Genomic DNA, 25504 nt, shown 5'->3' on the forward strand with positions numbered 1-25504 from the left:
GTTCCCAACCCGGAGTGGTGCACGTGAGCGTCGGCACAGGACGTATCCTGTGAGTTATGGCGAACGGCAGTAAGGCTGGCAAAGCAGGCAAGCCCAGCAAGGAAGCAAAGGCCGCCGCGAAGGCGGCTCGGCGAAAGGCATCGAAGGAACGGCGCAGTCAGCTGTGGCAGGCCTTCCAGATGCAGCGCAAGGACGACAAGGTTCTCCTTCCGCTGATGATCGGAGCGGTGCTCGGGCTCGGGCTCGTCGGCTTCTTGATCGGTCTGGCTTTCGACTTCCAGTGGTTCCTTCTCCCCATCGGCCTGTTGCTCGGCGTTCTGGTCGCCTTCATCATCTTCGGTCGTCGGGTGCAGAAGACGGTGTACAAGAAGGCCGACGGTCAGGCCGGTGCTGCTGCGTGGGCATTGGACAACCTGCAGGGTTCGTGGCGGGTCACCAATGCGATCGCGGGCACCACCCACCTCGACGCCGTGCACCGCGTGATCGGCAAGCCCGGTGTCATTCTCGTTGCCGAGGGAGCACCGCAGCGTGTGAAAGCACTACTGGCTCAAGAGAAGAAGAAGACCGCCCGACTGGTGGGCGATACCCCGATCTACGACGTCATCGTCGGCAACGAGGAAAACCAGATTCCGTTGTCGGGCCTACAGAAGTACCTGTCGAAGCTGCCGAAGAACATCGACGGCAAGCGCATGGACACCATCGAGTCACGCCTGGCGGCACTGGGCACCAAAGGTGGCCCGGCGATGCCCAAAGGGCCCATTCCAGGCGGTGCCAAGATGAAGGGTGTGCAGCGGACGATGAAGCGTCGCTGACGCCCGATCTCTGCCCGTAGCAGCCCTGGTGCGACCCGTCAGCGGGTCCGCAGCAGGGCTGTTCCCGTTGCGCGGTCGTGCATCCCGCGGCCGTCCATGTCGGTGATCACAGCCGGAACCACGAACAGCAGAATCAGTTGGCGAACCAGTGCGCGCACGAAGCCGACCCGGGCATGAGCGTCGATGCGACCCACCTGGATACCGACGATGAACTGGCCAGGGGTGAACGAGAACAACGAGACGCTCACCAGTCCGACGACGAACCACACCACGAGCACGATCGTCGAGATCAGCCCGCTGGTGGTGTAGCCACCCAGAATGAGCGAGGCCACGCCGGTGGCCATCGTCCAATCCAACAGCAACGCCAGGATTCTGCGCCCGGCACCTGCAAGTGCGCCGACCCCCTGTTGGGGCAGGCCGAGTTCTTCCCCGCGAAAGTTCTGTGGTTCGCGGGGATTCGCGGCCGCCGGTCCGGACAACCAAGACCCTGTCATTCGTGCCATGATTTCCAGGATAGGCGCGGCCGGGCTCATGGAGAAAAATGCGGACGTACTGTTGTTCGTGCCGCTCGTGAACCAGGACGCGTAACACGGGCGAAACACGAGCTTGACGGGCGGGCAACACCAAGTCCATAACGTCAGTTCGACGGACTCAACAAAGGAGCAAAAGCGTGGCGTTTTCCACGGCCCAAGAGGTCATCAAGTTCATCGCAGATGAAGGAATCGAATACGTCGACATCCGGTTCACGGACCTGCCGGGTGCACAGCAGCACTTCTCGATCGCCGCGAAGGCGTTCACGGCGGACACTCTCGAAGACGGCCTTGCGTTCGACGGCTCGTCCGTCCGCGGCTTCCAGTCCATCCACGAGTCCGACATGATCCTGCTTCCGGACTACGCCACCGCCCAGGTCGATCCGTTCCGCAACGCCAAGACGCTGAACATCGACTTCTTCGTCCACGATCCGTTCACCCGTGAGGCGTACAGCCGCGACCCGCGCAATGTTGCCCGTAAGGCCGAGGAGTACCTGGCCAGCACCGGCATCGCCGACACCGCGTACTTCGGTGCCGAGGCCGAGTTCTACATCTTCGATTCGGTCCGCTTCGACTCGCAGGCCAACGGTGCCTTCTACGAGGTCGATTCGTCCGCGGGTTGGTGGAACACCGGTGCCGAGACCGAGGCGGACGGCAGCCCGAACCTCGGCTACAAGGTTCGCTTCAAGGGCGGCTACTTCCCCGTCGCGCCGTACGACCACTACGTCGATCTGCGTGACCAGATCTCGACCAACCTGCAGAACGCAGGCTTCGAGCTCGAGCGTGCACACCACGAGGTCGGCACGGGCGGTCAGCAGGAAATCAACTACAAGTTCAACACGCTGCTCCGCGCGGCCGACGACCTGCAGCTGTTCAAGTACATCGTCAAGAACACCGCTTGGCAGAACGGCAAGTCGGCGACCTTCATGCCCAAGCCGCTGTTCGGCGACAACGGCTCGGGCATGCACGTGCACCAGTCGCTGTGGAAGGACGGCAAGCCTCTCTTCCACGACGAGGCCGGATACGCCGGACTGTCGGATCTCGCGCGCCACTACATCGGCGGCATCCTGCACCACGCTCCTTCGCTGCTGGCGTTCACCAACCCGACGATCAACTCGTACCACCGTTTGGTGCCGGGCTACGAGGCCCCCATCAACCTGGTCTACAGCCAGCGCAACCGCTCGGCCGCGGTTCGTATCCCCATCACCGGCAACAACCCGAAGGCCAAGCGCCTCGAGTTCCGCGCACCGGACTCCTCGGGCAACCCGTACCTGAACTTCGCCGCTCAGATGATGGCAGGCCTGGACGGCATCAAGAACAAGATCGAGCCGATGGCACCGGTCGACAAGGACCTCTACGAGTTGCCGCCCGAGGAAGCACGGAACATTCCTCAGGCACCCACCTCGTTGAACGCGGTCATCGACCGCCTCGAGGCCGATCACGACTACCTCACCGAGGGCGGCGTGTTCACGACCGACCTGATCGAGACCTGGATCTCGCTCAAGCGCGAGCAGGAGATCGCTCCGGTCAACCTTCGTCCGCACCCGTACGAGTTCTCGCTGTACTACGACGTGTAATCGACCTGTAGGCCCTGACCTGCGGACGGTGTGAGCACACAGCCCCTCCGTCCGCAGTCAGTCCGCAGTAGCTTTCAACGAGTCCATCCGAGCCGCAATCACAGCACCAACCGCGGCACGGGTGGACTCGTCTGCGTCCGGCCACAGGTGCCCGTAGATGTCGAGCGTGGTCTTCGCGCTCGCGTGCCGTACCCGGGCCTGGACGGTCTTGATATCGGCGCCAGAATGGATCAGCAGCGACGCGAGATAGTGCCGTAGATCGTGGAACGTGAACTCTTCGGGCAACCCCTCGATGCTGGGCCGGACGCGCCGAATTTCACGATCGATCACCCATGGCCCCGCCGCTCCCCCGCGACCGTTCGTGACCACATTCTCGTTCGGCCACAGCTTCACGAACGACGACAGCAGCAGGGTCATCTCCTGCGGGATCGGGATCGGTGCCTCACTCCCCTCCGTCTTCAGCGGCTTGGCCGGCCACTGCAGCTTCGGGTGAACCACTCCCCTGATGAAGTCGACGTCGGCGACACGTAGCGCCGACGCCTCAGCGACACGGAGACCAGCGAACGCGCCGAGAAGGATGGCGGGCTTCAGATGGTCCGCCATCGCCTCGTACAGCGCCCACAGCTGCTCGGTCGTGATCAGGTAGATTTTCGCCTTGCCCATCGGCGGCGATGTACGCCTCGAGCAAGGGTTGCGGCCGAGCAGGTTGTCATGAACCGCATCACTGAGGATCTGCGAGAGACGCTGATGCAGAGCGTGGACGTACGAGTCGGCCATCCCCGTCTTGCTCAGCTTCGCGGTCCACGCCTTCACCATCGACGGCCGGATTCCCGCGAGCGGCAACGTCCCGAATTCGGCAGTGATCTGCGCGATGTGAGTGCGCGCCTGCCGTACCGTGCTGTCCCGCTTCACGCCGTAGCCGACGATCCACTGATCGCACCACTGCTGCACTGTCAGTTTCGCGTCGCGGGGTGCAACGTGAGTGCCCTGAACCAGGGTGGATACGGTGTCGTCGAGCCACCCCTGAGCGTCGACCTTGCGATCGAACGACCGCGCGTGCTCTTTCCCGAAGTCGTCGACATACCTTGCACGCCAACGCTTCCCGTTCCCGTACTGCGCCGAGTGGGACTTGTCGGCCTTCAGCCAACGATCTTCGACCCCCGAGCGACGATTACGAGTCAGCGCCATCGGTATCTACCTTCAGCGCAGCCCTATTGATTGCGTCAGATACCAGAATTCTGTCGGTCTCATAACTGGCCAGTAGACGATACTGTTCCTGAATTGCGTTCTGCGTGAACTCAATTCGTTCCTCTATCAGCTCTAGACGATCACGCATCATGTCGACCCCCATCGGCACATCTTCCGGCCCGGATCCGTGAAACACCGATAGAACCGGCATCCCCATCACCTCCGCGAGCGCAACCGCTTCGGCAACCCGCAAAGGCCGAGATCCGCGCTCGATCTTCGCAACGGTCGTCTGATGCATCTCGATGCCGACCCTCCGCAGCCTTGCCGCGAGTTCATCTTGAGACCAACTGCGAGCGACGCGCCACTCTCTAATGCGTTGCCCGAACCGCTGCTCCCAGGACTCGAAGATCTGACGCATAGAAGCGGCATGCTGGTCATCTTCAGAGCTCGGCAGTCTCAGTCGAGCAATCTCGGCCCAGTACTCAGGTTCGGTCGCGTCGGGTTCGTCAGCCATGCAATGAGGCTATGCGACACAAGGTTGAATTCAAAGCGTCAGTGGTTGGCAAACTCGACCTCTCGGGGTACATTCTCATAACGCTTAGCTTTCAAGCCCTCAGTGAATGGAGACAACATGGATGCCGAAGATGAGCTACTGACCACGAAACAGGTACACGAGCGGTACGGCCTCTTCGAGGCAACTCTGCGCTACTACCGGCACAAGGGAATTGGACCGGCGTCATTCCGCCTTGGACGCCGCGTCTGCTACCGCCGCTCAGCCGTCGAAGAGTGGATCAGCGCGCAGGAAGCGGCATCGACACGCGGTGGCGTGGCGTAGTGCCGACTACCCCCGACCCAAACGAGAAAGCCCCCGACGCCGGCCATGGCGTCGAAGGCAACGAACCGAACTCCCACCAGGAAGGCCCATTCATGAACATCGTAGACCCATTCACCGAGATCGACTGGCTGTCGTTCGACGACGAGCAGGATCGCCACATCGAGGGCCTGTTCGGATGCGGCAACCTTTCCGTGACCGTCGAGGCGCGTGTCGACGGTGACGGAACGATCCCGTTCGTCGCCGTACGCACCGACCCCGAGACCATGCTCAACGTCGACGGTATCGACCGACTGCTCGAGGCCCTCACGTCAGCACGACAGGATCTACTCCGCGTGGCCGGTGATCTGTGATGACCGCACCGGCTCATCTCCGCGTCGTCGAAACCGATTCCACGATGCCGTCCAATTCCGATCTCATCGGCAAGCACCTCCGAACGCTCAAACGCCGCAACCAATCACCGGCCACCATGTCATCCCGCGAAGGCACACTGAGACGGCTCGTCGAGTGGCTCGACGGCACGCCGCTACTGCTTGTCACCCTCACCATGCTCGAAGATTGGCAGGACTCCCTCCGCGTCTCAGTGAGCGCGATCTCGACCTACACGATCCACGTACGAGCCTTCTATCGATGGGCCGAAGATCAGGGCCTGGTCGCCGCGGACCCGGCTCGCCGCATGGTGGTGCCGAAAGTGCCGAAACGGCTCTCACGGCCGATCTCGGAGCCGGAGCTACGGGTCGCACTGTCGGCGTCGAAGTTCGATCAGCGACTCCACGTGACCCTCCTCCTGGCCGGATACTGCGGGCTCCGCGCGGCCGAGGTCGCCGCATGCAGAGCCGAGGACTTCCGGCCCGACGACGATGGCGGCGCATACCTGACCGTTCACGGGAAGGGGAGCAAAGATCGCATCGTCCGAGTACCACCTGCTGTGCTCAAAGAGGTGGCACTGCTCGGACGTACGAGTGGGCCCCTGCTGCCCAACGCGCTCGGGACACACCCCCAACCCCACGACGTCACGAAGGTGGCGTCGAGGTTCCTTCACGGCCTCGGGATCGACTGCACGCTGCACAAACTGCGTCACCGTTTCGCCACCAGGCTGGCCGATCTGGGAACGGACGTGCGAGACGTACAGACCAGCTTGGGGCACGAAAGCCTCAGCACCACGACGCTCTACCTCGCTTCAAACAGTCGCCGCGCTGCCGCCTCGATCGACCGCCTCGCTGATGAGCTGGACGGTGGGGTTGCCTGATGGCCGACTCGATGCGGTACGCCTGGCGTCGGGTGGTGGTGCGCGACGCCCACCTAACCGAGGCCACGCGCCGCGTCCTGCTTGAGCTCGAGTCCTACACAGATGCGGATGGTACGAACGCGCACCCGGGTATCCAGCGGATTGCCGAGAGCCTCGCCACGGTCGGCGGAACGGTCGGGCACATGTCCGACCGCACCGTCCGCACGGCCCTCGACATCGGGTGCAGTCGAGGGTTCCTGGAACTCACAGCGAAGGCACCGCGACGACGCGGCAACAAGCAGTCGACGGTCTACCGGCTCACTATTCCCGACGAGTTTGCAGCGGCAGTTCAGACTGCCGGTGAAATGCCACTTACACCGGTAGTCCAGACTGCCGTCGTAACTGCCGAGGTTGCACCGGCAGTCCAGGCTGCCACTCAAACTGACAGTTACACCGGCAATCTGGACGAGTTAGACCGGCAATCTGAGCCACTTAGACCGGCAATCCAGACTGCCGACCACCAGTCCCTTTACACCAGACCCTCTTCACCAGAACTACAAAAGACTCCTTCACCGCGAGCGGTGAAGCCCGCCGATCCCGATGGCTTCGATGAGTTCTGGCAGACCTACCCGAGACGGCAGGGCAAGGGCGCGGCGATCAAGGCCTACGAGAAAGCTCTACGCCGAGCGGACGTCGAGGAGATCCTCGCGGCGGCGCACCGGTACGCCACTGATCCAAATCGCGAGGACCAGTTCACCGCACACCCGACGACGTGGCTGAACCAGGATCGCTGGCTCGACGACGCTCTGCCGTCGAGGACACCCGATCGCAACGGCCCAATGAGCGCGTCCGAGAAGGTCGCCGGCTGGGGAGCAATCGCCGCCCAGATGACGTCTGAACCGCAGGAACCGCAATGGGCAATCGAGGCAGGCGCATGAGAGACCGAACCGGCGAACTCGTCGACGACGACGTCGCAGATCCCCACAACCCGCGGTGCCGCCGAGGCTGGACCTCGACGGCCGTCCGATCCCGTGCCTGACCTGCCGCCCACACCTGACCAGAACCCCGAAAGGCGCACGATGACCACCAGCGCATGGAACAACCACCAGCACCCGACACCACCGATCGAGCCCGTCCTCGCGCCGTGGTCCGAGCTACCGCACGACCCGGACCACCCCGGCACCGACGGCACCCGCCTTCACGTCGACCGCCACTGGCACACCTTCACCAACGACCGAAGCCAGGAGTTCGAAACCATCAGAGCTGCAGCGGTATTCGAGCAGGGACCGGGCGTTTCCATCGAGCTCGGTCCGTGGTCGATGACACCGCACGACGCACGCGTACTGGCCGCCTCGCTCACAGTGCTCGCTGATGCAGCTGATCGAATCTAACCCACCAATGACCAGCAGCCAGGGCCGCAAACGGAAGAACGAACAGTCCGTCTGCGACGCCGACGGTTGCGCCAACCTGCATCGATCCTCGACAGGCAAATGCCCCGATCACCGCGAGCAAATCTGCGTGCACCTGGGCAGCCGGAACGGCACCGAACCCCCGCGCGTCCACTTCGCAATGCCCCACCTCGCTACCACCCTCAACCTCACAGTCGGCGAAGCAATTCGACTGGCAGACAACATCATCGACACAATCGAAGGACTCGACACACCATGAGCAACCCCATTGCAGACCTACCGTTCGCAGACAGCCGACGCGCCGCGGCACTTCTCGCCCACTGGCTCGACGGGAACGAGCCCGGGCAGAAGCAGATCATCATCGAGGCCGACGACGCGAACCGAACACCCTTCCTGATCATGGCGCTCTTGAATCTCGTCCTCGACGTCTGCCCCGAGCTGATCGGCAAGGCATCGGAGATCCGAGATCGGCTACTCCCCCTCGCCTACGCCGAGGTGGACGAATCGCTGACTGCGGAAGACGACCCCCGAGCCGACGACCACATCGGCCCCGACGACGTCGGCCCGTGGGAGCTGGACCGAGACGAGCCCGAGCAGTGAACTCACCGCCGCTGCGGGTCACGAACGCAGTCCTGATCACCGCAGCCGACGCCGACGGTATCGCGAAAGCACTTGACCACTTCGAGGCGGTTCTACGACGAAACGGATCTCGGCCCACGGAGTGGCTGATCGAACTCCGCGTCCGGCTACGCGCTGCCGCCCGCACCCCAGCAAGTGACGCGATGCATGACGCGGACGACATGTCCTTAGCTACGCTACCGATTGTCGGGCATGATCCGTTCCATGACCTCCTCACCTCCGACGCAGTCGCCGACATCCTCGGCTGCACACCGGGCAACGCTCGAGCGCTCGCACAACGCGGGACCCTCCGCGCTCGCTGCGTCGCGGGAAGGTGGCTCTTCGAGGCCGACTCGGTTCGGGAGCGTGCCGCCCAGGGGTGACCGTGGTTGACCTCCGCACGATCCCAGGTGTCGAACTCGTCAAGACCGGCACCTGGGACATCTCAACCGGACAGTGGATCGTCACCACCGAGCTCATCGCAGCAGCCGTCGCCGCCCACAATTCCGGCGCACTACCCAAACCGATCCTCAAGCTCGGACACGTCGACGCTCGATTCGACGGAGAGCCGGCGCTCGGATGGGTCGACAACCTCCGCACCACCGACGGCGGAAACACGCTGGTCGGCGACTTCGTCGGCTGCCCCGCCTGGCTCGCCGACATCGCAGCATCGGCCTACCCCAACCGATCCGTCGAAGCCGTTCACGGACTCACCCTCCCCGACGGCACCGTGCACCCCCTCGCGCTGACCGCTGTCGCGCTCTTGGGAGTCACCCGGCCCGGCATCGGCACCCTTGCCACCATCGGGGACATTGCCTCGCTCTACGGAGTAGCCGAGTCGGTCGCCCAGAACACCGACTGGCTCACCTCCGTCGCCGCATCGGCAGGAACCCCCGTCACCCTCCGATTCTCCGCCGCGTCGGGCCCGAGCTCGACCCTCACCCCACGACAGCGCGTGCTCATCCGGGCCGCTGCATCGCGCCGCCGACACCGCCGAGCACAAGCCGCGCTCGACATCATCGAAAGGAACAACCCGTGAACGTGAACGTGTACGCACCCGGTGCCGACGTCACCGCCATTGCCACCACCGCAGTCCTCGCGAAGCGACTCGTCGGGATCTCCGGCAACCGCTCCGGCGGCAACATCGCAGTCGCCCCCTGCCCGGCAGCGGGGCGCGCGTTCGGAGTGGCCAAGGACGACGCCGCCGTCGGCGAGCTCGTCTCGATCGCTCGTAGCGCAGGGCGCGTCGTCCTCGTCCGAGCTTCAGGAACCATCGCCGCGAACGCCGAGGTGGAGGTAGGCACAGCCGGGCAGGTCGTCACCAAGGCCTCCGGCATCGCCGTCGGCTACGCCGTCACCGGTGCCACATCCGGTACCGACGCCCAAATCTCCCTCTACTGAAAGGCTTTCACCGATGCCCAACGCACTGATCCCCGAGCTCAACGGACGCAGACTCACCGTTGATGTTGCCCTCAATCAGCCGAGCGTCCTGCGCAATCGGATCGCGGCACTTGCCGATCCGCAGCTGGTTCTCGACAAGTTCTTCACCTCTTCCGGGCTGAGAGTCGAGGGCGGTGGCATCCTCTACTCCGTCATCAAGGCCTCCGACTTCTACACTGCGGCCGACATCGAAAGACGCACTCCCGGTAGCGAATACACGGTCGTCGAGGGAGTCAACCCAGAACCCCGACTCGCCCCCGTCATCGACTGGGGTGGAAAATTCCAGGTCCTCGACGAGCAAATCCGCCGCAACGACGTGTCCTACGTCGACCAGCAGACGACACAGCTGACGAACACCATCGTCCGCAAGCTCAACGACGCCGCAATCACCGCGGTCGAGGCGAGCCTCGGAGCCGAGAACACTCTCGTCGGCCACAACTGGACGACCGTGATCACCACGGGCCCCGAAGCGAATCTGACGCCGAACGCTGGCCGCCCGGCCGCCGACTTCGCCGACGCGCAGCTCGCCGCAGACCTGCAGGAGCTCGGCATCGCGCACGACCTGCTCGTGCTGCACCCGAATCAGGCTCGAGCACTGAAGGTCGCCTACGGCGAAGACCTCGCCGCCGTACTCGAATCGAACGGGTTCACCAACGGCATGTTCTCCAGCCCCCGCATCGCAGCGGGAACCGGATACGCCGTCGCCAAGGGACAGGCCGGCGTCGTCGGATTCGAGGAGCCCCTCAAGGTCGAGAGCTACGACGATCGCTCGACCCGCTCGAAGTGGGTCCAGGGCTACTGCGTGCCTTCGATGGCCGTCGAGAAGCCCTACGCCATCAAGAAGATCACCGGACTGGCAGGCTGAACAATGGCACTGAAAACCATTGCGCACGCGCTCTTTTCGTGGACCGAGAACGGCACCGCCCGCATGGCGACACACGGCCAGACCGTCGACATCGACGATGACGTGATCGCCACGTACGAGCGCTTCGGTGTCTTCGAGGCCGAGGAGGCGGACTCCCCGGAACCCGACAGCACCGAAGCCGCTGCCGCCACACCCCCGAGTCTCGATCGGCCCGAGGAGAAGCAGGAGCAAGCTGACCTCGCTGCACCTGCCGTTGTCACAGCGGAGCGACCCAGGAATGTCGCGCCAGAGTCGGTCTGGCAGGACTACGCCCGTGAGCGAGGCCTCGACCCCGACGGCATGACCAAAGACGAGATCATCGCCGCATTCACCGAACAGGAGAACAAGACCAATGGCTGACCGTCCCGCACTGACCAACGAACTCTGGAATCGGCTCACCGAAGCTCTCGGACTTCCCGAGGACGCCGATGCCGAGACTGTCGTATCCACCGTCGAAGATCTGGTGACCAAGCCGGAACCAAAGCCCGAGGAGATCGCCGCTGCAGCCGGCCTCACACCCACGGTGCTGACGCAGCTCCGTCATGATGCCGAACAGGGCCGCATCCTCGCCGCAGCCGAAACCAAGCGCAAGGTCACCGAGGTGGTGCACGCAGCTCTCGGCAAGGGCAAGATCACGCCTGCTCGGGTGTCGCACTGGGTGACAATGATCGAAGCCGACCCGACGATGGCCGACACTCTCGCATCGATACCCGACGAGTTTGCGGTCCCGATCAACGCGATCGGCCACGGCGTCGGCGGCGAACGTGCAGTGGCTGAAGAAGCGGAGTGGTTCAGGTAGAAGCCTCACGACCTAGCACCCCTCCCCCCAGGGGTAGCCCCCGGGATGGATCCCGTGGCGTCAAACTCACCTCGACCGATCAGCTCATCGGCGGTGCAGAGGAATGCATGGTCGGATAGCCAGGCCACAGAGTGCTGCAGCCCCAGGGCCGCGCTACTCCTTCTTCCTGGCAATGACCCGGCCAGCGCCACACCGAAGGCCTCACGACCCGACACAGGGACCGTGGGGCCTTCCGCTATCCCCCTCGAAATTGTTAGACCCCCCGGGGTGCGCTCCTGACTCCGGGTAGTCATGCGTCTTTTTTTACGGAGCCCCAAATGCTCCCAGCAAGCAGGCCTGAGCAGCGCAGGCAGCAATCAGGCTGGCCATCGCCTTCCCCCGCTCGATCTTTCAAAGTAACAGGACGGTAACGGCCCAAGAGGTCCTATCTGCCCTACGATCGGCGGATGGGAAAAACCGTTGAGCTGACATATCCGCGAGGACGCCGCTGCCAAGAGTGCGGCAGCCAGCTTGAAGTCGAAGTCACCAAGTTCACCGTGGCGATGCCCCGCAACCGTCCACCCACGATCCGCGAGACGCGGATCAGTTGCCCGAACCATCACCTGGACCCAGAACCTTCGTAGGGCATAAGGCGACGAACCGGTAAGTCTGCTTTACTCCTGACCATGCACACCATGATGAGTCTCTACCGCCCGCTGAAGCTGACTGCCATGACTCTCCCACCGCACGACAACGACCGAGGTGAACCAACGCCGTCGAGTGTCGTCGTCAACCTCACCGGCGATCCCGAGGCCAACGAACCGTCAGTCCGTCTGAGCTTCTCGCTCGAGGAGGCCACGGAATTGGCCGATCGACTCACACAGTTGGTCACTGAAGCGCAAGCTGGCAAGTTCAGCCAGGAGGGCCAGGAGTTGCTCGCCTACCACGACAAGAAGGCCGCAGCGCGGTACGCCAAGATCAACGCCGAGAAGGAACAGGCGTAGTGGCCAGCCGCAAGTGGTGGCAGCTCGACCAGGGTTGGTCACACCAAAGCACCTCCAACGGTCCGGTCGTATGGCTCGCGGGAGGCCCGCGGTTGCTTGTGAGTGTGGGGATCGGCGATGCCATCAAAACGAGCCCGAGCGGACAGCTATCGATCGTTGCCGCCGCCGCGCCTTCCGTCGGGGCCTGGACCGAGGTTTCTCCGCCTGCCTGAAGCCCTCCGTCCGCAGAGCGTCCGCAGGAGATCCGTTTCAGTCACAGTTGATCCAACCCAGCAAACCTTGACGCCGCAGGTCAGGCCGACTCACCGTTCGGGTCCGTTCGATACAAACCCCCAGCAGGGAGTTCTCGCTGTACTACGACGTGTGAGTCGATAACTGCACGTACGAAAACGCCCGGCCGAAGCACCTTTCGGCCGGGCGTTTCGCGTTCCAGGTTGTTTCCATTTCATGCCGATTCTCGCAAATTGCAACAAGATTCGACCCGATCGGCGTTTGATAGTTGATACGCGGGGTAAAGACTCGTATCTGCTAGAGGGCGAACAGAGGATGACGAACTTCATGGACGCACTGTGGGAATTCATCGTCGGACGACGAAGGCAGTTGGCAATAGACTCCTATCTGCACGTCTCGGCCGTCGTGCAATGCGTGATCATCGCTACCGTCATCGGCGTCGCGATCGGCATCCTCGTGTACCGCAGTCCGGCCGGATCCGCCATCGCGACAGCCCTGGCCAGCACCGTGCTGACGATTCCGTCGTTCGCTCTGTTGGGTCTGCTGATTCCGATATTGGGACTGGGAGTTCGACCGACGGTGACCGCTCTGGTCCTGTACTCATTGCTCCCGATCATCCGAAACACGGTGGTCGGCTTGGATTCGGTCAATCCGGCGGTCACCGATGCCGCGCGCGGAATCGGGATGAGCCGCATTCTCGTGTTGCGTCGCATCGAGATTCCACTTGCCTGGCCGTCGATTCTGACCGGGATGCGAATCAGCACGCAGCTGGCCATGGGCATCCTGGCCATCGCCGCGTATGCAAAAGGACCTGGTCTGGGCAATCTGCTGTTCTCCGGGCTCGCGCGCGTGGGCAGCCCCACGGCCGTCCCACAGGCCCTCACCGGCACTGTCCTGATCGTCCTGCTGGCGTTGATCCTCGATGGGATCTACGTCGTGATCGGCAAACTGACCACCTCGAGGGGTATCCGTGAGTGAGAACACAACCGTATCCGGCGTAGAAATCGTCTTGGAGAACGTGACCAAGAGCTACCCGGGCCAAAAGGACGCCGCCGTGGACAACGTGTCCATGACGATCCCTGCCGGTGAGGTCGTCGTGCTGGTCGGGCCGTCGGGCTGCGGCAAGACCACGACCATGCGCATGATCAACCGGCTGATAGAACCGACATCGGGACGCATCACCATCGGTGGTGAAGATGCACTGTCGATCAACCCGAACGAGCTGCGCCGCACCATCGGATATTCGATTCAGCAGGCAGGGTTGTTCCCGCACATGACGATTGCCGAGAACGTCGGCATGGTTCCTGGTCTGATCGGCTGGAAGAAGTCGAGAATATCGGATCGCACGGACGAAATGCTGGACCTGGTCGGTCTCGATCCGTCGTTGTACCGCGAGCGCTATCCGCGCCAGCTGTCCGGTGGCCAGCAGCAACGCGTCGGTGTTGCACGCGCGCTCGCTGCCGATCCCCCGGTACTGCTAATGGACGAGCCCTTCGGTGCCGTCGACCCCATCACACGCGGTTTGCTGCAGGACGAATTGATGCGCCTGCAAGCCGAATTGGGCAAGACGATCGTTTTCGTCACCCGCGACTTCGACGAGGCCGTCAAGCTCGGAGATCGAATTGCAGTACTGGGCAACCAGTCCCGGATCCTTCAATTCGATACACCCGAAGCAGTATTGGCGAATCCAGCCGACGACACCGTCGCAGGGTTCGTCGGATCCGGTGCAGCGCTGAAACAGTTGACGTTGATGCGTGTACGAGACATCGAATTGTCCGATGTTCCGGTCATGGGCGAGGACGAGTCGGTCGAGTCGATGAGCACGGCACTCGGACGGGACCCAGAAGCGTGGGGAATCATTCTCGACGCGCGGAGGCGACCGATTCGGTGGACCGATCGACGCCACCTCACCAACGCGAAGAGCTTGCGCGATGTCGGCGTGCCGATGGGCGAAATGGTGTCGACTCAGTCCACGCTGCAAGACGCGCTCGAGGCGCTACTCGCCGAGGGCAACGCGACCGCCACGGTCACCGGCAAGCGTGGCGAGTACGCCGGAACGATCACCATCGAGGCGCTGATCGACACGATCAAGACCATTCGATCGCAGCACGCCCACGACCACGACGACGACCACGACAACACTGCTGAAGATCCCGATCCGGACGTTGCTCGCAACGACGTGACCACAGGGAACGCGTCGTGACGACCTCCGCGGAGACCTCTGCAGTCGACTCGTCCGCGGACGACGGCTCGGCGGACGAGGGTTTCGCGCGATCGGCACAGCAGGCGGCCAAGCGTGCGGAACGTATTCGCCTTCTGGTGCAACCCGCAATCATCTTGTTGGTCGTCGTCGTTCTGCTTGCCTACACCTTCACCCGCGATCTCAGTGCCACTCAGAAGGAGACGCTGAACGCGAGCACCCTGTTCCAGCGCCTGTCCGAGCACGTCGCCATCACGTTCGTTGTCACCGCGCTGGTGCTGGCGATCGCTGTGCCACTGGGAATCCTGTTGACACGCAGCGGCTACCGAAAGTTGGCACCGGTCTTCATCGGTATCGCCAATATCGGGCAAGCGGCCCCGGCGGTGGGTCTGCTGGTATTGCTGTTCCTCGCGACGGGCAAGACCGGCTTCTGGATCGGCGTACTGCCCATCGCGTTCTACTCACTGCTCCCCGTTCTCCGAAACACGATGCTGGGCTTCCAGCAGGTCGATCCGAGCTACATCGATGCTGCACGCGGACAAGGCATGTCGTCCAGCGGCATCCTGTGGCGAATCGAGTTTCCGCTGGCGGTGCCGTACATGCTGGCTGGACTGCGCACCTCGCTGGTGCTCGCGGTCGGTACGGCCACACTGAGCTTCCTCGTGGGGGCCGGCGGCCTCGGAGTTCTGATCGATACCGGGTACAAGCTGTACCAGCCGTTGATCCTCGTGGTGGGAGCCGTCCTCGCCGTCGCCCTGGCGTTGTTCGTCGATTGGCTCGGCGCGCTGGCCGAGGCCTTTCTCGGACCGAAAGGACTGCGCTGATGTGGCGCTCGACAAGAAAACTCATCGTTCTGTGCGCAGTGGGCACGATGGCACTGGCGGGCTGCGGACTGCAATCCGGCAGTGCGGTGCCGCTGTCGGTCGAACCCGGGAGCATCAAACCCATGCCGGGTCTCGAGGGTGCCGAACTGACCGTCGGATCGAAAGACTTCACCGAGCAGATCGTGTTGGGCTACATTCTCGAATTCGCTCTCTCCGCTGCCGGTGCCGACGTCCGCGACCTGACGAACATTTCGGGATCCAACAGCACCCGCCAGGCGATGATCGCCGGGCAGGTCGATGTGTCCTACGAATACACCGGTACGGGGTGGATCAACTACCAGGGCAACGAGACTCCCATCACCGACGCCACCGAGCAGTTCGATGCCGTTCGTGACGGCGACAAGAAGAACGGAATCGTGTGGGTCAATCCAGCGCCGATGGACAACACGTACGCGCTCGCGATGAACCAGGCGACCGCCGCACAGACCGGTGTGAAGACACTGTCGGACTACGCGGCTCTCGTGGCGCGCGATCCGGCCGCAGCGTCGTTGTGTGTGGAGACCGAATTCAACTCCAGACAAGACGGATTTCCCGGCCTGGCAGCGACGTACGGTTTCGACCCCAATGCCGTACCCCGCCAGATTCTGCAGACCGGAATCATCTACCAGGCAACCGCAGACGGTTCGCAGTGCAAGTTCGGTGAAGTGTTCACCACCGACGGCCGCATCAAGGGACTCGATCTTGTTGTGCTCGAGGACGACAAGAACTTCTTCCCCCGGTACAACGCCACCGTCGTGATCCGGTCGTCGATCGCCGAGAAGTACCCGCAGATCGCCGAGATCACCGCACCGATCTCCGCTGCGCTGACCAACGACGAGATCACCGAGCTGAACAAGCAGGTCGACGTCGACGGCCGTGAACCGGCCGATGTCGCACGCGACTGGATGGTCAAGGAAGGCTTCGTCACCGTGGGAAGTGACTAGCTGCCGCCGAACGTTCTCTCCACCACTGCCTTCGCGCGACGCGTGACACGTAGGTAGTTGTCGAGGAACGCTCCTGCATCGCCGTCTTCCCAGCCTGCTACCTGCGCCACTGCCGAGAGCACGGCACCCGGCGCAGGTAGCTGGTCGGTCGGCTTGCCGCGCACGAGCACCAGCGCATTGCGTGCCTTCGTCGCAAGGATCCATGCCTCGCGCAGCAACTCCACATCGGTTTCGCTCATCAGTTCCGCCGCACCTATCGCATCCAACGACTGCAGGGTCGAGGTGTTGTGCAGCGAGAGAACCTTGTGTGCGTACCTGAGCTGGATGAGTTGGACGGTCCACTCGATGTCGGCCAGTCCCCCGCGGCCCAGCTTGGTGTGCGTGGCGGGGTCGGCACCCTTGGGTAGGCGTTCGGAATCGATTCGCGCCTTGATCCGTCTGATCTCGCGGACCGCATCGGCGGATACTCCGCCCTCGGGGTAGCGGACCTTGTCCACCATCAGGAGGAATCGGATGCCGAGGTCCTGGTCGCCGGCGACCTGATGTGCCCGAAGAAGGGCTTGAACTTCCCATGCCTGGGCCCACTGCGAGTAGTACGCAGCGTAGGACGACAGGGTGCGCACCACCGGCCCGTTGCGGCCTTCCGGTCGTAGACCGGTGTCGACCTCGAGCGGAGGATCGGTGCTGGGCGCACCGAGCAGTTTGCGGATGCGATCGGCAATGGTGTTGGCCCACTTGACCGCAACGGTCTCGTCGACGCCGTCCACCGGCTCGCAGACGAACAACACGTCGGCATCGCTGCCGTAGCCGAGCTCACCTCCGCCGAGCCGTCCCATTCCGATGACGGCCAGGGTGGCCGGTGCCGGTTCGCCGCGTTCTTTCTCGCTGGCGCGCACCGCCGCCGCGAGTGCCGCGTTGATCACCGCCGCCCATACCGACGACAGCGCTCGGCACACCTGGGGCACGTCGAGCATGCCGAGAATGTCCGCAGAGGCCACGCGGGCAAGCTCGTGCCGCCGCAGCGCCCTCGCCGCATTGATCGCGCGCACCGGGTCCTCGTACCGAGCCGAGGACGACAGGATGGCGCGGTACGTCTCCTCGGGTTCGACATCGAGTAGGCGTGGGCCTGTCGGTCCGTCGACGAACAACCGGATGACCTCGGGGGCCTTGATCAGCAGATCGGGTACGTACGCCGAGGAGCCGAGCACGATCATCAGTCGCTGCGCCACCGCGCCCTCGTCGCGCAGTACCCGCAGAAACCACGTCTGCTCCCCTGCCGACTCCGACAGTCGCCGATAGTTGAGCAGTCCCGCATCCGGGTCGGGGGTGTCGGCGAGCCATTCGAGCAGGGTCGGCAGCAGCACCGCCTGAATCTGGCCGCGCCGAGTGCCTGCACCGACGAGCGCACGCAAGTGGCCGAGCGCGTTCTCGGGAGCGGCATAGCCGAGAGCGGCGAGCTGACGCGTCGCCGCATCCGGAGTCAATCGCACTGTCTCGGAGTCGAACTTGACCACCGAATCCAACAGCGGACGATAGAACAGCTTCGCGTGCAGCCGTCGAATACGCTTCGCGTTGCGTTTGATCTCGGCGTTGAGCACACCGAGGGCGTCGTTGTTTCCGTCCGGTCGCATATGCGCCGAGCGAGCGAGCCACCGCAGCGCTTCCTCGTCGTCCTGGGGCGGCAGTGTGTGAGTTCGCTGCATTCTCTGCATCTGCAGGCGGTGTTCGATCAACCGAAGAAATTCGTAGGATGCCGTCAAGTTCGCGGCGTCGTCGCGGCCGACGTAGCCGCCGTCCGTCAGTGCCGTCAGAGCGTCTGTCGTGCCGAGCACACGCAGCGACTCGTCGGTCCGACCGTGCACCAATTGGAGCAGCTGGACGGCGAATTCGACGTCACGCAGACTGCCGCGTCCGAGCTTGATCTCGCGCTCGCGGAGGTCGGCAGGCACCATCTCCTCGACGCGGCGCCGCATCGCACGAACCTCGGGTACGAAGTCCTCGCGCTGACTGGCCAACCACACCATGGGGTTGACGGCGTCGACGTAATCGGTGCCGAGAGCGATGTCGCCCGTCATCGGACGGGCTTTGAGCAGCGCCTGGAACTCCCAGGTCTTGGCCCACCGCTTGTAGTACGCCACATGCGAATCCAGGGTGCGAACTAGCTCGCCGCGCTTGCCCTCGGGGCGCAGCGCCGCGTCCACCTCGAAGAACGCCGAGGATCCGATGCGCATCATTTCACCTGCGATGCGGCTGGCCTGCGCGTCGGCGGGCTCGGCGACGAAGACGACGTCGACGTCCGAGACGTAGTTGAGTTCGCGAGCACCGCATTTGCCCATCGCGATGACGGCAAGGCGCGTCGGACACGGGGCGTCCGGGCACACGGTGGCCACAGCGACCGCCAATGCCGCGGTCAGCGCTGCGTCGGCCATGTCCGATAGTTGAGATCCGACCACCGTGTACGGCAGTACGGGTTCGTTCTCGACGGTTGCTGCCAGGTCGTACGCCGCCAGCACCATGATCTGGTCGCGGTACTTCTTTCGCAGAGCGATCACTGCCGGCGGTCCGGTGAGCGAGGCGCGGTACAGGTCCGGCGCGGCATTGGGTCCGGTCTCGGGCTCGGCACCGACGACCTCGAGAAGTTCGGCCACCAACGTCGCCTTCGTGGGCAGCTCGACCTTCGCGGAGACTCCGCTGCCCTTGCCCTTCTCGGTCAGCAGCAGACGCCAGGTGCTCTCGTCCGCGACGAGATGATCGGCGAGAGCGCTCGATGCGCCGACCAGTCCCAGAAGGCGACCGCGGAATCCCTTGTCCGTTCGCAACGCCGCATCGAATTCCGACCAGCCGGCACCGAGCAGCTCGTACAAGCGCACGAGGGTGCGCAGTGCGAGATCGGCATTGGGGGCGCGGGACAGCGACCAGAGCAGCTCGAGGCTTTCTTCATCCGTCCAACCGAGGGTCCGCAGGTCGGACGGCGCGGTTTCTTCGACCAGACCGAGACGGCCTGGTCCGGGAACGACAGATCTGGACGTGGGGGGACGCACCATCAGAATCCACCTCGGGGTGCCACAGTTCTACCTCGTCGTCGGTAATGCGACGCGAGGGTGCCCACGCCGGCATCGGAACTACTTTTCACGATCGACTAGAACGTAGTCCATGAGGGCGGGATGCCGTTAAAGACCCAGGTAGGCCTTCAGCTCGTACGGTGTGACGTGGCTGCGGTATTCCTCCCACTCGCGACGCTTGTTGCGCAGGAAGAAGTCGAAGACGTGTTCGCCGAGTGCTTCGGCGACGAGTTCGGAGCCTTCCATCGCGTTCAGCGCCTGATCGAGGTTGCCCGGCAGTTCCTTGTATCCCATGGCACGACGCTCCGCGGAGGTCAGTGCCCACACGTCCTCTTCGGCCTCGGGCGGCAGTGTGTAGCCCTTCTCGATTCCGCGCAGGCCTGCTGCGAGCAGCACCGCGAACGACAAGTAGGGGTTGCAGGCGGAGTCCGGGCTGCGGATCTCGACGCGCCGCGAGGAGGCCTTGTTGGGGGTGTACATCGGCACGCGGATCAGTGCCGAGCGGTTCGCCGGACCCCACGATGCTGCGGTCGGCGCTTCGCCGCCGCGGACCAGTCGCTTGTAGGAGTTCACCCACTGGTTGGTCACCGCGCTGATCTCGTTGGCATGCTCGAGGATTCCGGCGATGAAGGACTTCCCGGTCTCGGAGAGCTGCATCGGATCGTCGGGGTTGTGGAAGGCGTTCGCGTCGCCCTCGAACAAGCTCATGTGCGTGTGCATCGCCGAACCGGCCTGGTCGCTGAACGGCTTGGGCATGAACGTCGCGCGCACGCCCTCTTCGATGGCGACCTCCTTGACCACGTAGCGGAAGGTCATGATGTTGTCGGCCATCGACAAGGCGTCGGCGTACCGCAGGTCGATCTCCTGCTGACCGGGTGCGGCCTCGTGATGACTGAACTCGACCGAGATACCCATCGACTCGAGTGCGTCGATGGCGTGCCTGCGGAAGTTCGGGGCCGAATCGTGCACAGCCTGATCGAAGTATCCGCCGTTGTCTGCGGGAGTGGGAGGTGAGCCGTCTTGCGGCGCATCCTTGAGCAGGAAGAACTCGATCTCCGGGTGCACGTAGCAGCTGAAGCCGAGGTCTGCGGCCTTGCTCAACTGACGGCGCAGCACGTGGCGGGAATCGGCCCAGGACGGCGAACCGTCGGGCATGGCGATATCGCAGAACATCCGCGCCGAGTGCTGGTGGCCCTTGCTGGTGGACCACGGCAGGATCTGGAATGTCGAGGGATCCGGCTTGGCGACGGTGTCCGCCTCGGAGACGCGGGCGAACCCTTCGATGGCGCTACCGTCGAAGCCGATTCCCTCGTCGAAGGCTCCCTCGAGTTCGGCCGGGGCGATGGCGACCGATTTCAGATACCCGAGGACGTCGGTGAACCAGAGGCGGACGAAACGAATATCGCGCTCCTCGAGAGTCCGGAGCACGAATTCCTTTTGACGATCCATGAACGCGAGAGTAAGCAAACGGAGTTAAATCTGTGTTACATCGTGAATTCGGTCTCACTTCGTGGAACTCTCTGCGCACATTTCGCCCGGTGAGGTACGCGTCAGCACCGCAGTCCGTCGCCCGGCGGCACCAGATCGACGAGGTAGCCGACCAGCGCATCGTCGATGCACGCGACGCCCGAGAACGCCACCGTGTGCTGGGTGCCCTCGTAGGTCACCAGGTCTCCGCGCAGCTGGGCAGCCAGCTCCACCCCTGCTTGATACGGCGTGGCCGGATCGTCGGTCGTCGAGACCACCACCAGTGTGGGCAGCCCCTCGACGTCGACGATGTGCGGTTCGCTCGTGTTGGGTACCGGCCAGAATGCACACAGGTCCAGCGGCGCGTTGCCGGTGGCCCGCCCGTCGTCCAGATACGGCGCAGCCGCACGGAACCTGGCATCGGCCTCGTCGGCCGCTGCTCGGTCGGTCGTGGGCGGGCCGTCGACGCATCGAACGGCATTGAAGGCGTCGTCGATATTCGTGTAGCTGCCGTCCTCGAGCCGTCCGGAGTAGGTATCGGCCAGGCGGAGCAACGTGTCACCTCGCCCGTCGCGCAGTTCACCGAGCCCTGCCCGCAGCAGACGCCACAGCTGTGTGGAGTACAGGGCCTGCTGGGTCCCGGTGATGGCGTCGTCGTAACTGAGGCCGCGCGGATCCGTCGTTTCGGCGGGCTGGTCGATCAGGGGATCGACCAGGGATCGAAATTCCTCGACGGCGCGTGAGGGATCGGTTCCGAGCGGGCACGTCTCGGTCTGTGCGCAGTCAGCGGCGAACTGGTCGAACGCAGCCTGAAACGCCGCCCCCTGGGCAACTGCCTCGTCGACGGGTGACTGGTCCGGGTCCAGCGCACCGTCGAGCACCATCGCCCGAACGTTCGACGGGAACTCCTCGGCATACGCGGTGCCGATCCTCGTGCCGTAGGAGTAACCGACGTACGTCAGTTTCTCGTCACCCAGAACTGCCCGAATGACGTCCATGTCGCGGACCACTTCCCTCGTGCCGACGTGCTCGAGCACGTCCGCCCCGGTGCGGTCGACGCACTGTGCGGCATAGTCCCGATGCTCGGCCTCGGTAGCGGCAATGCCCTCCGGGCTCACGTCGACGTCCGGTTCTCGGCGTTCCTCGTCGACCTCCTCGGGTGTCAGGCAGCGCACCTGCGGTTCGGATGCCCCGATCCCGCGCGGATCGAACCCGATGCGATCGAAGCGGTCGGCGATGGGGGTGCCATCGGCCTGGGTGGCCAGGTACAGCCCCGAGGAGCCCGGGCCGCCGGGGTTCATCAGGATCGAGCCGATCTTGTCGCCCGTCGCCTGAGTCCGCGAGATGGCGACCTCGATGGTCGTGCCGGCGGGATCGGCGTAGTCGAGCGGCACGGTCACCATCGCGCATTCGACGTTGCTGCCCAGTTCGCTGCCGTCGGTGTTGTACCGGTCACAGGACTCCCACTGCAGACTCTGGGTGTAGAACGCCTCGAGTCCCGCGGGAACGGGACCTGCAACCGGGGTATCGGATGCCCCGGTGCTCTCCGGTTCGGCGGTGGGCTCGGGGCTCGAGCAGCCCGCGAGCAACACGGCTACTGCGGACAGTGCCATCGCCGAGTTCCTGGTGCGCGTTTTCATGGACACGATCGTGCCAGGTCTTTCGAGGCGGCCTCTGTTCTCGCTGCCCGGCGGGGACGACGTAGGAGCACTAGCGTGTACGCAGTGCAGGCCCTTCGACTCGCCCTGGCCCAGATCAATTCCGTCGTCGGCGATCTCGCGGGCAATTCCGCTGCGATCGTCGAGTGGACCGTCCGCGCCGCCCATGACGGCGCCAACATGGTGGTCTTTCCCGAGATGGCCCTGACGGGATATCCCGTCGAGGATCTGGCGCTGCGACCTTCGTTCGCTGCCTCGTCGGCCCGTGCCCTGGCGGAGTTGGCCTCGGCGCTGGACAAGGCCGGGTGCGGGGACCGGATCGTGGTGGTGGGCTATCTCGATCGCGATGCCGAGGGGTCACGCAACAGCGCTGCGGTGATCGTCGATGGACGAGTGGTCGCTCGCTACGACAAGCATTCGCTTCCCACATACCGGGTGTTCGACGAGGCGCGATACTTCGCTCCCGGATCGACCTTGACCATCATGGCCGTGAACGGGTTGAGGGTCGGTGTCGTTGTCTGTGAGGACATCTGGCAATCGGGCGGATCCGTGGCCGGCTATGCCGGTGCCGGGGTGGACATGCTGGTCTGCCTCAACGCCAGTCCGTTCGAACAGGGCAAGGACGCGGTGCGGCGCTCCATCGTCGAGCGCCGAGCCACCGAGATCGGCGTTCCGATCGCTTATGTCAACGTCGTCGGAGGCCAGGACGAGTTGGTGTTCGACGGGGCGAGCTTCTTCATCGGCGGCGACGGCTCCACCGTTGGCCGTTCCCCGCAGTTCGTCGAACATCTGCTCATCGTCGACGTCGATGCACCCGCCGATCCCCGACCGGACGCTCTCGCGGTGCCCGGCTGGAGCATCGATCGGATCTCGCTGCCCGACCTCGCCGTCGGCGGCTGGCAGCGGGCGGTACCGCTTCTGGCCGAGCTCGCCTGCGACGAAGAGCAGGTGTGGGGAGCGCTGGTCACCGGATTGCGGGACTACGTGCACAAGAACGGCTTTCGGTCGGTGGCACTCGGATTGTCCGGGGGTATCGATTCGGCCGTGGTCGCCGCCATTGCCGTCGACGCCCTCGGTAGCGATGCCGTCCACGGGGTATCGATGCCGTCGACGTTCTCCTCGGAGCACTCACGCACCGATGCCGAGGATCTCGCCTCGCGGACCGGTATTCACTTCCGCGTCGAGCCGATTGCCGCGATGGTCGCCTGCTACGTCGATCAACTGGATCTGACCGGCTTGGCCGAGGAGAACATCCAGGCTCGGTGCCGAGGCATGGTGTTGATGGCACTGTCGAACACCTTCGGCCATCTGGTTCTGGCGACTGGGAACAAGTCCGAACTGGCCGTTGGCTATTCGACGATCTACGGCGATGCTGTCGGAGGCTTCGCGCCGATCAAGGACGTGCCGAAGTCCCTCGTGTGGGAGCTGGCACGCTGGCGAAACTCGTCCGCTGCCGCCCGCGGTGACATTCCTCCGATTCCGGAATCGAGCATCGACAAGCCGCCGTCCGCCGAGCTCAGACCCGGTCAGCTCGATACCGACTCGTTGCCCGACTACGACGAACTCGACGCCATCCTGTTCAGGTACGTGGACCACGATCAGGGATTCGAGGACATCGTCGCTGCCGGGTTCGACGCGGCCGTGGTGGCGGACACTCTGCGCAAGGTCGATGCGTCGGAGTACAAGCGTCGCCAGTACCCGATCGGCAGCAAGGTCACCTCCCGGGCCTTCGGGCGAGATCGCCGCATGCCGATCACCAACGGATGGCGGGACTATCCGGTGTGACCAATTGCACTGCCAGGACTCCTCCCGGTACCTCGCCTGCGGTGGCAGACTCGCCATTGTCATCACACCCCATCCCGGGGACCCGCCGAGCGGGCCTCGAGGACCAGAAAGGGACACAGATGTCCGAAACTGCCGTGTACGGCGGGGCTGCCGACGAGGCACCCTCCACCGCCTTGACCCGCAAGACCCGCACCCATCACCTGCTGCAGATGAAGGCGGACGGTGACCGCTGGGGAATGCTCACCGCATACGACTACTCGAGCGCTCGCATCTTCGAGGAGGCCGGTGTTCCGGTCCTGCTCGTCGGAGACTCGGCTGCCAACGTGGTCTACGGATACGACACCACCGTGCCGATCACGGTCGACGAGCTTCTTCCGCTGGTCCGCGGCGTGGTCAGGGGCGCGCCGAACGCCCTCGTCGTTGCCGATCTTCCGTTCGGCACCTACGAGGCCTCGCCTCAGCAGGCCCTCGAGACCGCAGTCCGATTCATGAAGGAAGGTCTCGCAGGCGCGGTCAAGCTCGAAGGCGGTGAGCGCGTTGCCGCCCAGATCGCCGCGATCACTGCTGCCGGTATCCCGGTGATGGCCCACGTCGGCTTCACCCCGCAGAGCGTCAACACTCTCGGCGGCTTCCGGGTGCAGGGCCGCGGCGACGCGTCCGAGCAGTTGGTGGCCGACGCCATCGCCGTCCAGGAGGCGGGTGCCTTCGCCGTGGTGATGGAGATGGTCCCTGCCGATATCGCCGGTCAGGTGACGCGCAAGCTGACCATTCCCACCGTCGGCATCGGTGCCGGCAACGAGTGCGATGCGCAGGTCCTCGTATGGCAGGACATGGCCGGTTACACCAACGGCAAGACCGCGAAGTTCGTCAAGAAGTTCGCCGACGTCGGAGATTCACTGCGCACGGCCGCGACCACGTATCTCTCCGAGGTCCGCTCCGGCGTCTTTCCTGGGCCCGAACACAGCTACTGATCG

Annotated in this window: 28 protein-coding genes; 22 read left to right on the forward strand and 6 right to left on the reverse strand. The window is 64.1% G+C overall.

What is annotated here, in order from left to right; genetic code table 11:
- Positions 1-56 precede the first annotated feature (56 nt).
- Positions 57-812, forward strand: a complete 756-nt coding sequence (locus J1M87_RS08965) for a DUF4191 domain-containing protein (RefSeq protein WP_206489209.1) — start codon at positions 57-59, stop codon at positions 810-812.
- A gap of 38 nt (positions 813-850) precedes the next feature.
- On the opposite strand, the gene J1M87_RS08970 is transcribed toward J1M87_RS08965, so the two are convergent.
- Positions 851-1315 carry an RDD family protein gene (locus J1M87_RS08970; RefSeq protein ID WP_206489210.1) on the reverse strand — a complete coding sequence of 155 codons (465 nt, stop codon included), beginning with the start codon at positions 1313-1315 and terminating at the stop codon, positions 851-853.
- 167 nt (positions 1316-1482) lie between these two features.
- Between J1M87_RS08970 and glnA (J1M87_RS08975) the strand changes: the two genes are divergently transcribed.
- Complete coding sequence (gene glnA, locus J1M87_RS08975) at positions 1483-2919, forward strand: type I glutamate--ammonia ligase (RefSeq protein ID WP_206489211.1); 1437 nt, start codon at positions 1483-1485, stop codon at positions 2917-2919.
- Between the two features lie 57 nt (positions 2920-2976).
- On the opposite strand, the gene J1M87_RS08980 is transcribed toward glnA (J1M87_RS08975), so the two are convergent.
- Both J1M87_RS08980 and J1M87_RS08985 read right to left on the reverse strand, forming a co-directional pair.
- Positions 2977-4107, reverse strand: a complete 1131-nt coding sequence (locus tag J1M87_RS08980) for a site-specific integrase (RefSeq protein ID WP_206489212.1) — start codon at positions 4105-4107, stop codon at positions 2977-2979.
- A complete protein-coding gene (locus J1M87_RS08985; RefSeq protein ID WP_206489213.1) occupies positions 4091-4621 on the reverse strand; it encodes a helix-turn-helix domain-containing protein in 531 nt (176 codons plus the stop codon). The genes J1M87_RS08980 and J1M87_RS08985 overlap by 17 nt, the downstream gene beginning before the upstream one ends.
- 117 nt (positions 4622-4738) lie before the next feature.
- Here J1M87_RS08985 and J1M87_RS08990 point away from each other — a divergent pair, with 117 nt between their 5' ends.
- The 18 genes from J1M87_RS08990 (at position 4739) to J1M87_RS09075 (ending at position 16558) form a co-directional block, all read left to right on the forward strand.
- Positions 4739-4942, forward strand: coding sequence for an AlpA family transcriptional regulator (locus tag J1M87_RS08990; protein WP_206489214.1), 204 nt, complete (start codon positions 4739-4741; stop codon positions 4940-4942).
- Between the two features lie 92 nt (positions 4943-5034).
- Complete coding sequence (locus J1M87_RS08995; RefSeq protein WP_206489215.1) at positions 5035-5292, forward strand: hypothetical protein; 258 nt, start codon at positions 5035-5037, stop codon at positions 5290-5292.
- Complete coding sequence (locus tag J1M87_RS09000; protein WP_206489216.1) at positions 5292-6188, forward strand: tyrosine-type recombinase/integrase; 897 nt, start codon at positions 5292-5294, stop codon at positions 6186-6188. Before J1M87_RS08995 ends, J1M87_RS09000 begins: the two co-directional genes overlap by 1 nt.
- Positions 6188-7105 (forward strand): hypothetical protein, encoded by a 918-nt coding sequence (locus J1M87_RS09005; protein ID WP_206489217.1) that lies wholly within the window; start codon positions 6188-6190, stop codon positions 7103-7105. The genes J1M87_RS09000 and J1M87_RS09005 overlap by 1 nt, the downstream gene beginning before the upstream one ends.
- Before the next feature lie 141 nt (positions 7106-7246).
- Positions 7247-7558 carry a hypothetical protein gene (locus J1M87_RS09010; protein WP_206489218.1) on the forward strand — a complete coding sequence of 104 codons (312 nt, stop codon included), beginning with the start codon at positions 7247-7249 and terminating at the stop codon, positions 7556-7558.
- A gap of 7 nt (positions 7559-7565) precedes the next feature.
- The gene (locus J1M87_RS09015) at positions 7566-7835 is read left to right on the forward strand and encodes a hypothetical protein (protein ID WP_206489219.1); all 270 of its coding nucleotides are present in this window, start codon (positions 7566-7568) and stop codon (positions 7833-7835) included.
- Positions 7832-8176: a hypothetical protein gene (locus tag J1M87_RS09020; RefSeq protein WP_206489220.1), complete on the forward strand. Its 345-nt coding sequence runs from the start codon at positions 7832-7834 to the stop codon at positions 8174-8176. The genes J1M87_RS09015 and J1M87_RS09020 overlap by 4 nt, the downstream gene beginning before the upstream one ends.
- Entirely contained in the window at positions 8173-8577 is a 405-nt protein-coding gene (locus J1M87_RS09025) for a helix-turn-helix domain-containing protein (RefSeq protein WP_206489221.1), read from the forward strand. Before J1M87_RS09020 ends, J1M87_RS09025 begins: the two co-directional genes overlap by 4 nt.
- Complete coding sequence (locus tag J1M87_RS09030; protein WP_206489222.1) at positions 8574-9233, forward strand: hypothetical protein; 660 nt, start codon at positions 8574-8576, stop codon at positions 9231-9233. The genes J1M87_RS09025 and J1M87_RS09030 overlap by 4 nt, the downstream gene beginning before the upstream one ends.
- The gene (locus tag J1M87_RS09035; protein ID WP_307830768.1) at positions 9230-9595 is read left to right on the forward strand and encodes a capsid cement protein; all 366 of its coding nucleotides are present in this window, start codon (positions 9230-9232) and stop codon (positions 9593-9595) included. The genes J1M87_RS09030 and J1M87_RS09035 overlap by 4 nt, the downstream gene beginning before the upstream one ends.
- 13 nt (positions 9596-9608) lie before the next feature.
- On the forward strand, positions 9609-10499 hold the full coding sequence (locus J1M87_RS09040) for a major capsid protein (RefSeq protein ID WP_206489223.1): 891 nt from the start codon (positions 9609-9611) through the stop codon (positions 10497-10499).
- A gap of 3 nt (positions 10500-10502) precedes the next feature.
- Entirely contained in the window at positions 10503-10898 is a 396-nt protein-coding gene (locus tag J1M87_RS09045; protein ID WP_206489224.1) for a hypothetical protein, read from the forward strand.
- A complete protein-coding gene (locus J1M87_RS09050) occupies positions 10891-11337 on the forward strand; it encodes a hypothetical protein (protein WP_206489225.1) in 447 nt (148 codons plus the stop codon). The genes J1M87_RS09045 and J1M87_RS09050 overlap by 8 nt, the downstream gene beginning before the upstream one ends.
- Before the next feature lie 674 nt (positions 11338-12011).
- Positions 12012-12320: a hypothetical protein gene (locus J1M87_RS09055; RefSeq protein WP_206489226.1), complete on the forward strand. Its 309-nt coding sequence runs from the start codon at positions 12012-12014 to the stop codon at positions 12318-12320.
- Positions 12321-12878: 558 nt separating this feature from the next.
- A complete protein-coding gene (locus J1M87_RS09060) occupies positions 12879-13529 on the forward strand; it encodes an ABC transporter permease (RefSeq protein ID WP_206489227.1) in 651 nt (216 codons plus the stop codon).
- Entirely contained in the window at positions 13522-14754 is a 1233-nt protein-coding gene (locus J1M87_RS09065; protein ID WP_206489228.1) for an ABC transporter ATP-binding protein, read from the forward strand. The genes J1M87_RS09060 and J1M87_RS09065 overlap by 8 nt, the downstream gene beginning before the upstream one ends.
- A 104-nt stretch (positions 14755-14858) precedes the next feature.
- Positions 14859-15575: an ABC transporter permease gene (locus J1M87_RS09070; RefSeq protein ID WP_341243403.1), complete on the forward strand. Its 717-nt coding sequence runs from the start codon at positions 14859-14861 to the stop codon at positions 15573-15575.
- Entirely contained in the window at positions 15575-16558 is a 984-nt protein-coding gene (locus J1M87_RS09075) for a glycine betaine ABC transporter substrate-binding protein (RefSeq protein ID WP_206489230.1), read from the forward strand. The genes J1M87_RS09070 and J1M87_RS09075 overlap by 1 nt, the downstream gene beginning before the upstream one ends.
- On the opposite strand, the gene J1M87_RS09080 is transcribed toward J1M87_RS09075, so the two are convergent.
- The 3 genes from J1M87_RS09080 to J1M87_RS09090 form a co-directional block, all read right to left on the reverse strand.
- Positions 16555-19602, reverse strand: coding sequence for a bifunctional [glutamine synthetase] adenylyltransferase/[glutamine synthetase]-adenylyl-L-tyrosine phosphorylase (locus J1M87_RS09080; protein ID WP_206489231.1), 3048 nt, complete (start codon positions 19600-19602; stop codon positions 16555-16557). The two genes, J1M87_RS09075 and J1M87_RS09080, sit on opposite strands and share 4 nt — an antisense overlap.
- 126 nt (positions 19603-19728) lie before the next feature.
- Positions 19729-21069, reverse strand: coding sequence for a type I glutamate--ammonia ligase (gene glnA, locus J1M87_RS09085; RefSeq protein WP_206489232.1), 1341 nt, complete (start codon positions 21067-21069; stop codon positions 19729-19731).
- Positions 21070-21170: 101 nt separating this feature from the next.
- Positions 21171-22727: an alpha/beta hydrolase gene (locus J1M87_RS09090; RefSeq protein WP_206489233.1), complete on the reverse strand. Its 1557-nt coding sequence runs from the start codon at positions 22725-22727 to the stop codon at positions 21171-21173.
- Positions 22728-22802: 75 nt separating this feature from the next.
- Between J1M87_RS09090 and J1M87_RS09095 the strand changes: the two genes are divergently transcribed.
- Together J1M87_RS09095 and panB are read left to right on the forward strand one after the other, a co-directional pair.
- On the forward strand, positions 22803-24530 hold the full coding sequence (locus J1M87_RS09095) for an NAD+ synthase (protein ID WP_206489234.1): 1728 nt from the start codon (positions 22803-22805) through the stop codon (positions 24528-24530).
- A 119-nt stretch (positions 24531-24649) separates the two neighbouring features.
- On the forward strand, positions 24650-25501 hold the full coding sequence (panB, locus tag J1M87_RS09100; RefSeq protein WP_206489235.1) for a 3-methyl-2-oxobutanoate hydroxymethyltransferase: 852 nt from the start codon (positions 24650-24652) through the stop codon (positions 25499-25501).
- Positions 25502-25504 lie beyond the last annotated feature (3 nt).

Origin of the sequence: Rhodococcus sp. KRD162, from assembly GCF_017168335.1 — a bacterium.
Classification (GTDB): domain Bacteria; phylum Actinomycetota; class Actinomycetes; order Mycobacteriales; family Mycobacteriaceae; genus Rhodococcoides.

Excerpts from the sequence above, each read along its gene's own strand:
- J1M87_RS08965 (WP_206489209.1), top strand. The coding sequence starts at position 57 with ATGGCGAACGGCAGTAAGGCTGGCAAAGCAGGCAAGCCCAGCAAGGAA.
- J1M87_RS08970 (WP_206489210.1), bottom strand. The coding sequence starts at position 1,315 with ATGGCACGAATGACAGGGTCTTGGTTGTCCGGACCGGCGGCCGCGAAT.
- J1M87_RS08980 (WP_206489212.1), bottom strand. The coding sequence starts at position 4,107 with ATGGCGCTGACTCGTAATCGTCGCTCGGGGGTCGAAGATCGTTGGCTG.
- J1M87_RS08985 (WP_206489213.1), bottom strand. The coding sequence starts at position 4,621 with ATGGCTGACGAACCCGACGCGACCGAACCTGAGTACTGGGCCGAGATT.
- J1M87_RS08990 (WP_206489214.1), top strand. The coding sequence starts at position 4,739 with ATGGATGCCGAAGATGAGCTACTGACCACGAAACAGGTACACGAGCGG.
- J1M87_RS08995 (WP_206489215.1), top strand. The coding sequence starts at position 5,035 with ATGAACATCGTAGACCCATTCACCGAGATCGACTGGCTGTCGTTCGAC.
- J1M87_RS09000 (WP_206489216.1), top strand. The coding sequence starts at position 5,292 with ATGACCGCACCGGCTCATCTCCGCGTCGTCGAAACCGATTCCACGATG.
- J1M87_RS09005 (WP_206489217.1), top strand. The coding sequence starts at position 6,188 with ATGGCCGACTCGATGCGGTACGCCTGGCGTCGGGTGGTGGTGCGCGAC.
- J1M87_RS09010 (WP_206489218.1), top strand. The coding sequence starts at position 7,247 with ATGACCACCAGCGCATGGAACAACCACCAGCACCCGACACCACCGATC.
- J1M87_RS09015 (WP_206489219.1), top strand. The coding sequence starts at position 7,566 with ATGACCAGCAGCCAGGGCCGCAAACGGAAGAACGAACAGTCCGTCTGC.
- J1M87_RS09020 (WP_206489220.1), top strand. The coding sequence starts at position 7,832 with ATGAGCAACCCCATTGCAGACCTACCGTTCGCAGACAGCCGACGCGCC.
- J1M87_RS09040 (WP_206489223.1), top strand. The coding sequence starts at position 9,609 with ATGCCCAACGCACTGATCCCCGAGCTCAACGGACGCAGACTCACCGTT.
- J1M87_RS09045 (WP_206489224.1), top strand. The coding sequence starts at position 10,503 with ATGGCACTGAAAACCATTGCGCACGCGCTCTTTTCGTGGACCGAGAAC.
- J1M87_RS09050 (WP_206489225.1), top strand. The coding sequence starts at position 10,891 with ATGGCTGACCGTCCCGCACTGACCAACGAACTCTGGAATCGGCTCACC.
- J1M87_RS09055 (WP_206489226.1), top strand. The coding sequence starts at position 12,012 with ATGATGAGTCTCTACCGCCCGCTGAAGCTGACTGCCATGACTCTCCCA.
- J1M87_RS09060 (WP_206489227.1), top strand. The coding sequence starts at position 12,879 with ATGGACGCACTGTGGGAATTCATCGTCGGACGACGAAGGCAGTTGGCA.
- J1M87_RS09075 (WP_206489230.1), top strand. The coding sequence starts at position 15,575 with ATGTGGCGCTCGACAAGAAAACTCATCGTTCTGTGCGCAGTGGGCACG.
- J1M87_RS09080 (WP_206489231.1), bottom strand. The coding sequence starts at position 19,602 with ATGGTGCGTCCCCCCACGTCCAGATCTGTCGTTCCCGGACCAGGCCGT.
- glnA (WP_206489232.1), bottom strand. The coding sequence starts at position 21,069 with ATGGATCGTCAAAAGGAATTCGTGCTCCGGACTCTCGAGGAGCGCGAT.
- J1M87_RS09090 (WP_206489233.1), bottom strand. The coding sequence starts at position 22,727 with ATGAAAACGCGCACCAGGAACTCGGCGATGGCACTGTCCGCAGTAGCC.
- panB (WP_206489235.1), top strand. The coding sequence starts at position 24,650 with ATGTCCGAAACTGCCGTGTACGGCGGGGCTGCCGACGAGGCACCCTCC.